The following is a 13,072-nucleotide window of genomic DNA, read 5'->3' as shown; positions in this document are numbered from 1 at the left end:
CCGGACGCCCCCTAGTAGCCGACGGTGAACCGGCGCTGGATGTGCCGGGGGATCTCGGCCTCGTCGATCAGCGCGACGGCGACGTCCTCGGCGGAGATGTCGCCGGCGTGCGGCGACGGAGGGAGCATCTGGTCGCCGCCGAGGCGGTACCGACCGGTTCGCTCACCCGAGCTGATACGGCCGGCTGAGGGGCTGAGATAGCTCCAGTGCCGGTCCGACAACCGGCACAGCTCAAGCACCTCGACCTGGGCGAGCACGACCTTCCGGTATTGCTCGGGGACGCCCAGCACCTGCGTCAGAATCCTGGCGAACTCCTCCTCGTTGTCGATGAGCCGCACGCCCGGCGCCACCTCCAGGCTGCCGCCACCGCCGACCACGAGCAGCCGGGTGGCGGGGCGCCGCTCCAGTGCCTTGAGCAGCGCTCGGGCCGTGGCGGGCAGCACGTGCGCGTTCGCGATCTGCTCCTGGATGGTGCCCCCGGCGTTGATGGCGTTGACGACCACGTCAAGGCCGTCGATGGCCTCGGCGACGCTCTCCACGCTGACCGGGTCGGCGACCTTCCAGGTCACTTGCGCGGCGTCGGCCGGGATGCGCGAACGGTCGCGGGTGAACGCCGTGACGCGGTGCCCCCTGCCCACGGCCTCCGCCACTACCGCCCGCCCGATGGCGCCCGTCGCGCCCAGCACTCCGATGTCCACGAGTCCCCCTGGTTGATTGGCGTGCAGTTACTGCACGCCGTGTAGTTGCTGCACGGGAGATATTAACCAAGTGCCGTAGAGTGTCAAGGGTGGGAATGCCGACGCCGAGCCGCAGAGAACGCCTCCGGGCGGAGACGGCCCAGGAGATCAAGACCATCGCGCTGCGGCTCATGGCCGAGGGCGGGCCCGGTGCCATCTCGCTGCGCGCGATCGCCCGCGAGATGGGCATGACGGCGGGCGCCGTCTACGGCTACTACGCCACTCGCGACGACCTGATCACCACGCTGGTCGACGACGTGTACGCCGCCCTCGTCGACACACTGGAGGCGGCGCGCGACACCCGCCCCGCCGACGACTCCGCCGGCCGCGTGCTGGCCTGGGCCGACGCGCTACGGACCTGGGCGCTCGCCAACCCCGAGGGGTTCCGGCTGATCTACGGTGACGCGATCCCCGGCTACCAGCCGCCGGAGGCGGGCGCGGCGGCCGTGGCGGAGGCCCGCGCCTGTACGGCGCTGGTCGGTCTTGTCGCCGCCGCCTGGCCGCAAGCGGAGCGGCTGGGCGTCAGCGCCGACGACGCCTACGAGTGGACCGACTTCGACGAGGGCCTGGTCGCCCACGTCCGCGAGCGGTTCCCCGGTCTGCCGCCCGCCGGCATCGCCCTGGCGGTACGCGTGTGGGGGCGGATGCATGGCTTGCTGGCCCTGGAGGTGTACGGTCACCTCTCGTCGCTGGTCGCCGATCCGGGCAGGCTCTACCGCGCCGAGATGCGCGACCTGGTCCGGTGGCTGGGGCTCACCCCGCCTGCCGGGTGACCGAAGGCCGCACCCGGCGCAAGACCTGCTGAGAGCCGGGAGCCGGAGCTACGAGACCGGCAACCCGACCGTACGGGGCGCACACGTCCGCTTCCGGGCATGGCATGGCCGCGGCACCCCGCGCGGGGACCGCGGCCGAGGCCGTGCGGACCTGGGGACCCGCCGCGACCCTCTCTGACCGAAGAGGGCAGCGGAAAGCCTCAGAGCTTGGTCATCTTGGAGAACGGGCTGGTGACCCGTACCTGGACCGTTCCGAAGTCGACGAGCACCGCGATGTCATCCTCGATGCCGATGACCCGGCCAAGGCCGTACTCATCGTGTGTGACCCGGTTTCCGATGGCGAACCGCTTGAGGGGCGGCGCAACCGGGTTTCTGAAGGGACTGGAGGGCAGGTGGCGCCGGGTGGCGGCTGGCTTTGTCATTGACTCCAGTATGCGCCTGTCCGTGTGGACTGTGGCCCGGTGTGGAGCCCCAGTTTCCGGAAGCCGTCCGAAACAGGGGTTTTTGTCCCCGGTGCCGAACAGGCATCGGCACGGCCTCGGCAGGGGAGCCGCGGCCGCACCGGTGCCGTGCCCGGTCGTCCGCTCAACGACCCGTACCGGCGAAATCGCAGGTGATGTCGGTGGCGGGCAGTGACCCGCCGCGCAGATAGTCGTTGACGGCCCGGTCTGCGCACGGAACGGGCCGCATGCCCTCGATACCGCGCCCGTAGACGCCGTGCGAGCGGATGTCAGCCGTCACCAGACGCGAGCCGGTAAGCCTGCGGTGCAGCGCCAGGGCGCCCTCGTAGGGAACGTTGTTGTCCCGCCGGGCCTGGAGCATGAGGACGGGCACGTCATTGCCGATCGCGGTGCCAGGCTCGCGAGGCGTGGCCCCCCAGAAAGCGCACGGCGCGATCATGCCGTTGACGTAGGGCCCGAAGACGGGCTGAGTGGAACGGCTGCGCTGGATGTTGCGCCAGTACGTCTCCGGGTCGTTCGGCCAGCCACCGGCCGGCCACCCGCCGTCACCGCACATGAACAGCGCACCGCCCAGCATGCTGTCCTCGATGCCGGGCGACCTCAGCATCTCCAGCAGCGAAGCCAGCGCCGGGCCCGGCTCGACCGGCTTCCCCGCGGCGGCGTCCACGAGGTCCCGTACGGAACTGGCCAGCGCCCGGTCGTTCTCCTCGTGCTGGATGAACTGCTTCATCAGCATGCGCAGCAGCGTCGCGTTGAGCCGCGTCCCGTCGACGGCGACCGGTCGCCGCTCCGCGTGGGCGAGCAGCCGCTCAACGGTCGCACGCACCTGGGCGCGGCTGCGGCCCAGCCGGTACTCGCCGTGGTGCCGCGCGGCCCACCCGCCCCACGCGTCCAGGGCTTCTTCCAGGGGCTTGCCCGACTGCTGGAACAGCTCGTACTGGGTGGCCGCCGGATCGGTGCTGGAGTCGATGACCACGCGGTCGGCCCGGCGGGGGAAGAGCTGCGTGTAGACGGCGCCCAGGTCGGCGCCGTAGGAGATGCCGTAGTAGGACAGGCGGCGCTCGCCCAGGGCGGCGCGGATCGCGTCCATGTCGCGTGCGACGTTGCGGGATGAGGGGTGCGGCAGAAGCTCGGCGTTGTCCCCGTGCTCGACGCAGCGGCGGGCCGTGGAGCGCGCGGACCGTACGGAGTCCTCGAAGTCCGCGCGGGGCGAGGTCGTGGGTCCGGGCTGGGTCGGCGGCGGGGCCGGGGCGCAGCCGATGGGGGAGCTCTCACCGAGGAACCGGGGGTCGAAGCCGATCAGGTCGTAGCGGTCCGCTACGTCCTTCAGCGTGGGGCGCAGGGCCAGGGTGTTGGCCAGCCCGGTCCCGCCGGGGCCGCCCGGGTTGGACAGCAGGATGCCGCGCCGGTCCCGCGGGTGCTTGGCCTTGACGCGGGAGATCGCGATCCGGATCGTACGGCCGCCGGGCGCCGCGTAGTCGAGGGGCACCGTCACCTTCGCGCACTCGGCTCCCGCCTCGTTCAGCTCCTTCTGGTCGGCGCCGCACGGGCCCCAGTCGAGCCGCTGCTGCTGATACGCCGGAGCGGCGGCGGGCGGCGGGGCGGCGGAGACCGCCGGGGGGACGGCCCCCGTGAGTAAACCGGTCAGGCCGAGACCGGCGGTGACCGTGGTGACGACGCGCATCGTGCTCCTTGAGCAGGGGGATCAGAGGGATCGGACGGACCGAGTGGGTCAGCCACAAGGCCGGAGCCGACGCTAGGAGAACGATCAGCGCGAAACCATCGGGCCACCTGGTGAGGGCGCACTGGTGCCAGCCCCCGCTCAGGCCGTCTCGGACCCGTCTCCGCCCGCGCGAGCAGGAACAGCAACAGCACAACAGCGACAGCCCGACCCCAAGGCGAGGTCACCGGCCGCCGTCGCGGTGCCTGCCTTGGGGTCGGGCCCGGGTGCTGGTTACGCCGCCGCGGCCGTGACCGATTCAGCAGCCTCGGGAGCCTCAGCGGCGGGCACGGCTGTGCCGAACGGGTTGTCGATGATGTAGCGCCACAAGCCGTCCGCGCCGCGCCGGGCGACGTCCGTCGCCGTGCCCGTGATCCGTACCTGCTCGCCCGTCGGCCCCGGTCCCTCGATGACCCAGTCGACGATCAGCAGCGCGATGTCGTCGGCGACATAGGTGTGCCTGGGGCTGACGGTGATCGGCATCCCCAGGCCCAGGAAGTCGGCTGTCGCCTCGGTCAGCGCGTCGCCCTCGACGGGTCGGCCGGGCTGGGGAACGAAGACCGCGCCGGGCGCGTACACGCGCGCCACCGCGTCCGCGCTGCCGCTGTTGAAGCATGCGGCGAACACGGCCGGGTGTTGCTCCGGGTCGGTGGTCAGAGAAACAGTGGGGCCATGCTGAGGCCCGATGTGCGATGCGATGCTCATGACGTGAGCCAACCCGGCGGTTCCATAGCTCACCAAACGGAAACCCACGACCGTGCGACGCCTGCCGTGGCCCCACCCGACGACCGCCGGGCCGCGAGCCGGGACACGGGCGGGGACGCGAGCCGGGACACGAACCGGGACACGGCCGGGCATGCCGAGCAGCGCACGGACCCGGACGGCGCGGGCCGGAACTGGGACGACGAGCTGGTCCCTGACGAGCGCGGGCGCACTCCGCGCCCCGAGCCCGACTGTCCGGTCGAAATCGCTCTCGGCGCCGTCGCAGGTCGCTGGACCACCCTCGTCCTGCGCGAGCTGATGCACGGACCGCATTCCTTCAGCAGCCTCCGCGACCGGCTCCCGGAAATCAGCCCCAAGGTGCTCGCCGAACGCCTGCGCGTCCTTGAGCAGCGGGGTCTCGTCGCGCATGACCGGCTGCGCGGCTTCCCCGTCCGTACGCGCTACGCCCTCACCCCCGCCGGGTCGGCCCTGCGTCCTTTGCTCGTCGAGCTGTACCGCACAGGCGTCGCGATAGAGGCCGCGCGCGACCAGCCCGCACCGGTACCGGCCGCCGGGCCGGGACGCAGGGGAACCGGCAGGGGAACCAGCAGCGGGACGGGCAGCGGGGCCGGCTGAACGGTCGTGCCTGTCGTGCTAGTCGTACCGGCATCTCCGTCGTCCCGCCGACCCCAGCGCTCCACCCGACCCCGGGTCACATCGGATACCCAACTTCCCGTCCACGGGGCTACGGGGCGTCCCCGGCCGCTTATCCACAGCCTCTGCCAACCCGCTGCGCGGCGGCTACGGTGAACGCGTGACCGAGACCTGGCAACCAGCTGACCCCGGCGTCCTCCGGCTTCCCTCCGGGCGCCTGATCCGAGGCCGAGCGCTGCGCCGCCCCCTCACGGCCGGGACCACGCCTTCCTATGGCGTCTATCTCCTGGGCAAGCAACCCCCGGAAGTGCCCTGGGACGCCACATGGTTGCGCTGGCCGGACTTCCGGCTGCCCAGCGACCGCACGGCGGCCCGCACCGCCTTCGCTGAGGCGTGGAAGCGTGCCGAAGCCGAGCGCGTCGAAGTCGCCTGCGGCGGCGGCCGGGGGGGGACCGGCACAGCGCTGGCCTGCCTCGCCGTTCTCGACGGCGTTCCGGCCGATGAGGCGGTGGCGTACGTCCGTCGCCATTACGACCGGCACGCCGTCGAAACCCCGTGGCAGCGGAGCTACGTGCGCCGCTTCACCGACTAGGACACGACCGCTCGGGGCGGGCGACCACCGGGGACGGCGCCCGCCGGGAAGAGCGTCCGTTCCGAAGAGCGCCCGTTCGCCACCGCGTAGCAGCCGGGGTGCACCCGCTCCGGGAAGGTCAGGAAGCCGGGGTGAACACGAGCGAGGCGTTGTGGCCGCCGAAGCCGAAGGAGTTGGTCAGGGCCGCCGCCAGCTCACCGTGCCGCGGCTGCCCCGCGACGACGTCGAGCTTCACCTCCGGGTCGAGCGTGTCGAGGTTCCGCGTCGCCGGAATGACCCCGTCCCGTACGGCGAGGATCGCGGCGAGAGCCCCGATGGCGCCCGCTGCCCCGAAGAGATGGCCGGTCATCGACTTGGTCGCGGTGACAGCCGGGTGGCTGCCGACGGCCTCGGTGATCGACTGGGCTTCGACAAGGTCACCCTTGGGCGTGGAGGTCGCGTGAGCGTGGACGTGCCCGATCGCGAGTGGTGAGAGTTCGGCGTCGGCCAGCGCCCTACGCATCGCGCGGACCTGGCCTTCCGGATGTGCGGCCGTGATGTGGTGCGCGTCCGAGGTGACACCGGCTCCGGCGAGTGTCGCGTGGGCGCGGACCGCCCGGGCGGCGGCGAGGTCGGCGCGCTCCAGGACGACCACGACGGCTCCCTCGCCGATGACGAACCCGTCGCGGTCGGCATCGAAGGGCCGTGATGCCTGCTGGGGTGCGTCGTTACGGGTCGAGTGCGCCTTCGCCTGAGCGAACCCGGCCATCGGCAGTGGGTGGACGCACGCTTCGGTGCCACCGGCGACGACCACGTCGGCCCGGCCGAGCCGGATCAGGTCCAGGCCCATCGCTATCGCCTCGGCCCCGGACGCGCAGGCGCTGACCGGGGTGTGCGCGCCACCCTTGGCCCCTAGGTCGATGCTGACCCAGGCGGCAGGTCCGTTCGGCATGAGCATCGGGACCGTGTGGGGCGATACCCGCCGTACGCCCGAGGCTTCGAGCACGTCGTCCTGGCCGAGCATGGTCAGCGCGCCTCCGGTGCCCGTGCCGATCACCACGGCGAGCCGTTCCGGATCGACATCGGGCGTGCCCGCGTCGGCCCACGCCTCGTGGGCGGCGACCAGGGCGATCTGCTCACACCGGTCCATGCGGCGGGCCCGCACCCGGTCCAGGACCTCGGTCGGTTCGGTCTTGAGCCTGCCCGCGATCCGTACGGGCAGCTCGGCCGCCCACGGCTCGTCGATCGCGCTGATGCCTGACTGCCCGGCCAGCATCGCGGACCAGGTCGAGGCGACGTCCCCGCCGAGCGGTGTCGTGGCCCCGAGACCGGTGACCACCACAGCGTTGGTGTCGGCACTCACTGGGTGAACCTCCATTTGTCGTGGCGATACAACTCCTCGGGCGTAGATGCGCGAGAGGAGATCGCTTCACCAGCCACCCTGCCAAGGGAAACAGAGCCACTTGGATGCTGTGATCAACGGATTCCGCTGCCCGTGTTTTGTAGGGACTGATCAAATCGTCCGCTGTCATGTGTCAGCCGTCGCCGATCCGAGCGGATGCTCGTGACTGCGGGGTGGTCGGCGCGGCGCGGTCCGGGGAAGCCGGGCACGGGCACTGCCCGGACGCACACCCCACGTCGGCGCACGCACTCACGCGGGAGGGACACGGGAGGGACGGGAAGGACGGGAGGGACGTGTCGGCCGACGCCCTCAGCCGGACACGTGACGGACGGTGCGGGAGGTGTTTGCCCGGCGTCCAGGTGGTAAGCCATGGTCGGATCGTCAGGGGTAACAGATCCACGGCCAGCCGCGCGGTCGTAGGGACGCGTGGCTTTGAACGGAATGGAATGACATGCCTCTTGAGGGTGAATACGAGCCGAGCCCGGAAGCGTGGGTACGCGAGCAGGTCAAGCTGTATGAGGAGTCCGGAGGTACCGAGGGGACGACGCTGCGGGACATGCCCGTCGTCATCCTCACCACGCGTGGCGCGAAGAGCGGCAAGATCCGCAAGTCCCCGCTGATGCGCGTGGAGCACGACGGGAAGTACGCCGTCGTCGCGTCCTTGGGCGGTGCCCCCAAGCACCCGGTCTGGTACCACAACGTCAAGGCCGACCCCCGCGTCGAGCTCCAGGACGGCCCACTACGCCAGGACATGACGGCCCGTGAGGTCACCGGGGACGAGCGAGAGCTGTGGTGGGCGCGCGCGGTCGAGGCGTATCCGGACTACGCCGACTACCAGACGAAGACCGACCGGGTGATCCCCGTCTTCATCCTGGAACCGGCACCCGCCGGGCACTGACCCAGCCGTTTCACCCGGGTTCCGACGTGGCCCTCACGTGCCGGCACCGCACCGCGCCGCGCCGGTGGAGCCCGGCCCCGTGGCCCCGCCCTCCGGCGGGGCCACCGCCATGTGTCGAGGCTGCGGCCGGAGCGCGGGCGCGCTGCCGCGATCGAGCTTCGAGCGTGCGGTGGACGCCCGGCGGACGTCGGCGCGGTCCCTGACGGTGACGGTGCGCTGCGGCTGGCGAGTGCCGTGAACCGCATCGCACCGCATCGCACCCGCACCGTTCAGTGGGGCCGGGCACCCTGTCCGGACGCGGAGACTCCCGGTGTCCCGGCGGGCGTACCCGGGCAGACTCGGCTGGACCGGGCCGGGTGCTCAGCCCGCGAGCTCTCCCAGAAGCGCCCAGGTTCGGCGCCGGTCGGAGTCACCGGCGATCTCCGTCCCCGCGAACACCACCTCGGTCGCCCCCGCGTCCCGGTACCGCCGCACCTCAGCCGCGACGGTCCGCTCATCGCCGATCACGGCCACGTCGGCACCCCGTTTGCCGCCGGAGAGTTCAATGGCGCGCGCGTAGGACGGGATCTGCTCGTAGAAGGCGAGCTGTTCGGTGACCTTCTCGCGCACGGAGGCGACGTCGTCGGTCACCACGCCGTGCACGATCGCCACGATCCGGGGCGCGGGGCGGCCCGCTGCGTCCGCCGCCGCGGTGACGGCCGGGACGATGAACTCGGACAGCGCGCGCGGCCCGGCGAGATAGGGCAGAATCCCGTCCGCCAGCTCGCCGCTGGCGCGCAGCGCCTGGGGACCCATCGCGGCGACGAGCAGCGGCACACCGTTCTCAGCGCCCGGCACGCGCGCGGGCATCGGCGTGGTCGCGGTGAGTAGCTCGCCGTGGAAGTCGGCGGCACCGGTCTCGGTCAACTGCCGCAGAGCGATGAGGAATTCCCGCAGCCTGGCAATGGGCCTCTCATGCGGGATGCCGAAGCCTGCCTCGGTCACGAACTTGGCGCCGAGGGCCAGCCCGAGGTGGTAACGACCGTGCGTGGCCGCCTGGGCGGTCTGCGCCTGGCTGGAGATGAGCAGCGGGTGGCGGCCGAAGATGGGGATCGCGGACGTGCCCACGTGCAGCGCGGGTACTTCGCGTCCGACAATCGCCGCGAGCTGAGGCGAATCGGCGCCGAAGGTCTGCCCGAACCAGGCGGACCGCAGCCCCGCTGCCGCGGCCTCCTCGGCGAGCCGCACGGTGGCGTCGACCTGATTGCCGGCGTCCGCGGCGTTGAGCGCTATTCCTACAGTCATGACAGCACCCAACAAGCGGAGGGTGGCTCCGCATTCCGGTTCCTGCGTGACGCCGGCCGCGCCCCTGTGACAAGGCGCTCCGGCACACGGGCACACGGGCACACGGGCACACGGGCACACGGGCACACGGGCGAAAGCGCAGGAACCCCTTCCTGTCGCCGGGGCCGATCGCCCAGGACCGATCCGACCGGACCGATCCGCCGGGAACGCTGCCCGGAGCTCGCGGACGCGCGGCGCCGGGGCTACGAGCGGCGGCGAGGTTTGCCGCTCTTGCCGCCCTTGCGGCCGCCGGAACCGCCGGAACCGCTCCGGGGGCTCCGGCTGGTCGGCTTCCCGGCTGCGGGCTTGCGCCGCGCGCCGCCCTTGTCGGGGCGCTTGCGCTCCGGCTGTGCCGGGGCCGGGGCCGGGGAGCGCCCCCGTGAGCTGTTGACGGTGCGCCCGCGGACGATCCCGATGAAAGCCTCGACCAGGTCGGTGGTCTCGTCCTGCGGCCACGAGAGCGCGACGCGCGACTCAGGGGCGTCCGTCACCGGCCGGTAGGTGAGGTCCTTGCGGTGGTACAGGCGGGCGAGCGACTGCGGGACGACGAGCAGTCCCACTCCCGCCGCCACCAGTTCCACGGCGTCCACCGTCGTGGCGGGGCGCTCCTTCGCGGGCAGCCCCGGCCGCTGCTCCCAGTCGAGGGTGTCGTCGAGAGGATGCAGCACGATGTCGTCGGCCAGATCCTCGGCGGACACCTCGTCGACCGCCGCCACGACATGGTCTTTGGGGACCACGACCACCGTCGTCTCGGTGTAGAGGGGGATCGCGCTGAGGTCCGTCCCGTCGACCGGTAACCGGACGAAACCCGCGTCGACGCCCTCGCCCCGCAACGCGTCGGGCGCTTCGGCGGCGGACACCGCGACGAGGGTCAGTGGGACGTCGGGCAGCCGCTCGTTCCAGATACGCACCCATTTGGTGGGTGTCACGCCGGGGACATACGCGAGCCGGAACGAAGGGGATACTTCCGAGCCAGTCACTCCGCCAGGTTACCGGTCGTGGTCGGCGGTAGCGCACACGATCGATACTCTTGACACCATGACGTCGCACCAGACCACCCAGACGATGAAGCCCGCCACCGCGGCGAAGAAGCTGGGTGTGTACCTCGAAGCCACCCCCACCGAGTTCCAGGAGGGTGTCGTCTCACGCACCGAGCTGAGTGCGCTGCAAGCCGACCCGCCCGAGTGGCTCGTCGAACTGCGCCGCAACGGCCCGCACCCCCGGCCGGTGGTCGCCTCGAAGCTGGGGATCTCCATCTCGGGTCTCGCCCGTGGCGGAGTCACCGACGCCCTCACCACGGAGCAGATCGAGGCACTGAAGGCGGACAACCCCGAGTGGCTGCAGCAGGAGCGCGCCACCCAGGCAGACGTCCGCAAAGAAGCGGTGCGTATCAAGGAGAAGAAGGCGGAGCGAGCCGACCAGCCCCGCCCACCGCGTTCCTGACCAGCTCCGCCGAGGAGCGGGGTGTCCACCGCCGGTTTCCAGGGTTCGGGCGAGGATACCGTCCGCTGGGTCAACGACACCGTTGGCGGTTTCACCACCGCTCTGTGCGCGATAGAGGCCCTGCTTGAGCATGGCATCGAACTCAACGCCGTCTCCGACCACCACCCAGCCTGACCAGCCTCCTGGTCCTGGGGCACACAGTCTGTCGACGCGTCTGTACGTTTCCTCATGATGGCCGAGGCACGCGGAAGGCCCCCCGGCCCCGGATATTCCACGCGGGCTGAACGGGTCGCTTCACCCGCTCAGCCCGTCCGCGTTGTCGTCCTGCTGCTCCCTGCTGCCCCTACCGCGTCTCTGTCTCCTTGAGCTGGTACAGCTCGGGCACGGAGACCTTGATCGGCTCTTGCGTGGTCCGTGCGATCACGACGACCGCGGGCTCGTTCGGGTCGGGATTCTCCTCCCGATGGGGGACGAACGGGGGGACGAGGAAGAAGTCACCAGGACCGGCGGCGATCCGCACCTCCTGTACGCCGTCGTGGTAGACGAACACGGGGTGACCGCTGACCACGTAGATCCCCGCCTCCGACTCGCCGTGGTGGTGGTTGTCCGTCGCGCTCAACGGCGGATTCTCCACCAGGCCCATCCAGAGCTTCTTCGAGCCGACTGTGCTGCCGCTGATGGCGGCGTAGCCATCGAGCTCGCTGGATCGAACGTGGTGGACGCGGTTGCCCAGCGGCGCGTTGTCGTCGGTGTTCGGTGCGGACCCGACGCCTTCGTGAGTGGTCATCGTGTGGCCTCCTGATCGTCTTCGAGGGCCTTTGGCCGAGCACCAGACTGCGACCACTGGGCTTGAGGCGACAACTGTTGTTGCCGTAATGGCAACGCACACGTACACCCGCACACCCACACACCCACACGCGTACACGCGTCGAGACAACGGCGCCCGTCGCCGCATCAGCGCGATGGCGCCCCGTAGCGGCCTGTCGCCGCTCGCCGAGCCTTCGCCGTCGACCGACCGCTGCCACGAGTTGGCTCCGTCGCGGGGAAGGAGGGAGGGACTCGTTGTGATGTGACGACGGGAGTCATCGATGTGACGGTGGAAGTCACCCTCTGGCCGAGTTCGCGACGCCGGGTTGTTCTGACGGCAGCCAGAAGCCCGCGGTGGGAGCGTGGAGTACGCGTCTGCCGCGGGGAGGATCGATGGGAATGCCGAAGACGGTCAGGCCGTGTTCGGCGGTGGGCACCGGCAGCGATGTGTGCGCCCGCCTGTCACGGCCTGTGTCCGTGAGGGGAACGAAGGCCGTCACGTAAGAGCGGAGTGATCGTCGTGACCGTGAACAGAGCAGAGGTGTTGGCACGCCTGGACGTCTTCGTCGGTGAGTGGGCCGTGGAAGTCCGGTTTCCTGGGGGTCAGTCGGCACCGTCCGAGGCGGCCGAGGGCCGTCCAGTGGTGCACAGCCGGTACGAATGGGCCTTGGACCGGCAGTTCCTGCTGCAGCGCACCGAAGTTCCGATCCCCGAGGCCCCCGACAGTCTGACGATCGTCAGCGCCGACCTGAAGACCGGCGCGTACACGCAGCACTACTACGACTCCCGCGGCGTGGCGCGCCTGTACGCGATGAGCCTCGCCGACCGGGAATGGACGCTCACACGGGAGTCGCCCGACTTCACCCCGCTGGACTTCAGGCAGCGTTTCATCGGCACGTTCAGCGAGGACGCGAACACCGTCATCGGCGCCTGGGAGACGGGCCGCGACGGCGGCGAGTGGGAGCACGACTTCGCCCTCGTCTACCGCAGGGTGGGCTGACATGAGCGCTGGTGGCTCCGCCGCGCAGGCCGTACGGGAGATCATCGAGGCCAATCGCTATCTCGTCCTTTCCACCGCCGACGCGGCAGGACGACCGTGGGGTTCGCCCGTCTACTTCGCGCACATCGACTTCGCCGAGTTCTTCTGGGTCTCCTCGCCCGACGTCACGCATTCCCGCAATATCGCGGTGCGCCCCGAGGCGGGCATCGTGGTCTTCGACTCGCACGTGACGATATGCACCGGGCAAGGCGCGTACATGTCCGCCGTCGCGACGCTGCTGGACAGCGGTGAGACCGCCCGGGGGATCGAGGCGTTCTCTCGCCGTTCGGTGGCCCACGGTGGTCGGGAATGGACGAGCGAGGACGTCCGGCCCGGCGCGGGGCTGCGGCTCTACCGGGCCACCGCCGACTCGCACTGGGTCCTCGCCAAGGACGGCCGGCCCGACCACCGCATCCCCGTGCCGCTCGTCTGTCGATGAGCCGGAGGACAACGTGTCGGAGCATGGCTCCCACGAGGCCGGGCTTCGGCCGGGCGGCGGGGTGTCCGTCGGATCGGGTGCGGTACGGGCCAGGGGCGCCCCG

The 13,072-nt window shown here is 71.0% G+C and carries 16 protein-coding genes; 8 read left to right on the top strand and 8 right to left on the bottom strand.

Annotated elements, in window-relative coordinates:
• Positions 1–11 precede the first annotated feature (11 nt).
• Positions 12–698, bottom strand: coding sequence for an NAD(P)-dependent oxidoreductase (locus tag AC5P1B_RS04680; RefSeq protein WP_493884907.1), 687 nt, complete (start codon positions 696–698; stop codon positions 12–14).
• 95 nt (positions 699–793) lie between these two features.
• Between AC5P1B_RS04680 and AC5P1B_RS04675 the strand changes: the two genes are divergently transcribed.
• Complete coding sequence (locus AC5P1B_RS04675) at positions 794–1,510, top strand: TetR/AcrR family transcriptional regulator (protein WP_493885411.1); 717 nt, start codon at positions 794–796, stop codon at positions 1,508–1,510.
• A 200-nt stretch (positions 1,511–1,710) separates the two neighbouring features.
• Here AC5P1B_RS04675 and AC5P1B_RS04670 read toward each other — a convergent pair whose 3' ends face one another.
• The 3 genes from AC5P1B_RS04670 to AC5P1B_RS04660 form a co-directional block, all read right to left on the bottom strand.
• Positions 1,711–1,932 carry a hypothetical protein gene (locus AC5P1B_RS04670; protein WP_493884906.1) on the bottom strand — a complete coding sequence of 74 codons (222 nt, stop codon included), beginning with the start codon at positions 1,930–1,932 and terminating at the stop codon, positions 1,711–1,713.
• Between the two features lie 163 nt (positions 1,933–2,095).
• Positions 2,096–3,655, bottom strand: coding sequence for an alpha/beta hydrolase (locus AC5P1B_RS04665; protein ID WP_493884905.1), 1,560 nt, complete (start codon positions 3,653–3,655; stop codon positions 2,096–2,098).
• 270 nt (positions 3,656–3,925) lie between these two features.
• Complete coding sequence (locus tag AC5P1B_RS04660; RefSeq protein ID WP_493884904.1) at positions 3,926–4,396, bottom strand: YybH family protein; 471 nt, start codon at positions 4,394–4,396, stop codon at positions 3,926–3,928.
• Positions 4,397–4,462: 66 nt separating this feature from the next.
• Between AC5P1B_RS04660 and AC5P1B_RS04655 the strand changes: the two genes are divergently transcribed.
• Both AC5P1B_RS04655 and AC5P1B_RS04650 read left to right on the top strand, forming a co-directional pair.
• Positions 4,463–5,029 (top strand): winged helix-turn-helix transcriptional regulator, encoded by a 567-nt coding sequence (locus tag AC5P1B_RS04655; protein WP_493884903.1) that lies wholly within the window; start codon positions 4,463–4,465, stop codon positions 5,027–5,029.
• 178 nt (positions 5,030–5,207) lie between these two features.
• Positions 5,208–5,639: a protein-tyrosine phosphatase family protein gene (locus AC5P1B_RS04650; RefSeq protein ID WP_493884902.1), complete on the top strand. Its 432-nt coding sequence runs from the start codon at positions 5,208–5,210 to the stop codon at positions 5,637–5,639.
• Between the two features lie 118 nt (positions 5,640–5,757).
• Here the strand turns inward: AC5P1B_RS04650 and AC5P1B_RS04645 are convergent, their stop codons facing one another.
• Positions 5,758–6,981, bottom strand: a complete 1,224-nt coding sequence (locus tag AC5P1B_RS04645; RefSeq protein ID WP_493884901.1) for a beta-ketoacyl-[acyl-carrier-protein] synthase family protein — start codon at positions 6,979–6,981, stop codon at positions 5,758–5,760.
• A gap of 490 nt (positions 6,982–7,471) precedes the next feature.
• Between AC5P1B_RS04645 and AC5P1B_RS04640 the strand changes: the two genes are divergently transcribed.
• On the top strand, positions 7,472–7,918 hold the full coding sequence (locus tag AC5P1B_RS04640) for a nitroreductase family deazaflavin-dependent oxidoreductase (protein WP_493884900.1): 447 nt from the start codon (positions 7,472–7,474) through the stop codon (positions 7,916–7,918).
• 360 nt (positions 7,919–8,278) lie between these two features.
• On the opposite strand, the gene AC5P1B_RS04635 is transcribed toward AC5P1B_RS04640, so the two are convergent.
• Both AC5P1B_RS04635 and AC5P1B_RS04630 read right to left on the bottom strand, forming a co-directional pair.
• Positions 8,279–9,202 (bottom strand): TIGR03564 family F420-dependent LLM class oxidoreductase, encoded by a 924-nt coding sequence (locus AC5P1B_RS04635; protein ID WP_493884899.1) that lies wholly within the window; start codon positions 9,200–9,202, stop codon positions 8,279–8,281.
• A gap of 242 nt (positions 9,203–9,444) precedes the next feature.
• Positions 9,445–10,221: a LysR substrate-binding domain-containing protein gene (locus AC5P1B_RS04630; protein WP_493884898.1), complete on the bottom strand. Its 777-nt coding sequence runs from the start codon at positions 10,219–10,221 to the stop codon at positions 9,445–9,447.
• Positions 10,222–10,279: 58 nt separating this feature from the next.
• Here AC5P1B_RS04630 and AC5P1B_RS04625 point away from each other — a divergent pair, with 58 nt between their 5' ends.
• A complete protein-coding gene (locus tag AC5P1B_RS04625; protein ID WP_493884897.1) occupies positions 10,280–10,684 on the top strand; it encodes a DUF5997 family protein in 405 nt (134 codons plus the stop codon).
• A 21-nt stretch (positions 10,685–10,705) separates the two neighbouring features.
• Complete coding sequence (locus tag AC5P1B_RS04620) at positions 10,706–10,858, top strand: hypothetical protein (protein WP_493884896.1); 153 nt, start codon at positions 10,706–10,708, stop codon at positions 10,856–10,858.
• A gap of 169 nt (positions 10,859–11,027) precedes the next feature.
• On the opposite strand, the gene AC5P1B_RS04615 is transcribed toward AC5P1B_RS04620, so the two are convergent.
• Entirely contained in the window at positions 11,028–11,471 is a 444-nt protein-coding gene (locus tag AC5P1B_RS04615; RefSeq protein WP_493884895.1) for a cupin domain-containing protein, read from the bottom strand.
• A 546-nt stretch (positions 11,472–12,017) separates the two neighbouring features.
• Here AC5P1B_RS04615 and AC5P1B_RS04610 point away from each other — a divergent pair.
• Both AC5P1B_RS04610 and AC5P1B_RS04605 read left to right on the top strand, forming a co-directional pair.
• On the top strand, positions 12,018–12,491 hold the full coding sequence (locus AC5P1B_RS04610; protein WP_493884894.1) for a hypothetical protein: 474 nt from the start codon (positions 12,018–12,020) through the stop codon (positions 12,489–12,491).
• A 1-nt stretch (position 12,492) separates the two neighbouring features.
• A complete protein-coding gene (locus AC5P1B_RS04605; protein WP_493884893.1) occupies positions 12,493–12,969 on the top strand; it encodes a pyridoxamine 5'-phosphate oxidase family protein in 477 nt (158 codons plus the stop codon).
• Positions 12,970–13,072 lie beyond the last annotated feature (103 nt).

This window comes from Streptomyces sp. A01 (assembly GCF_059026195.1).
This window is presented reverse-complemented; position numbering and strand designations above follow the sequence as displayed.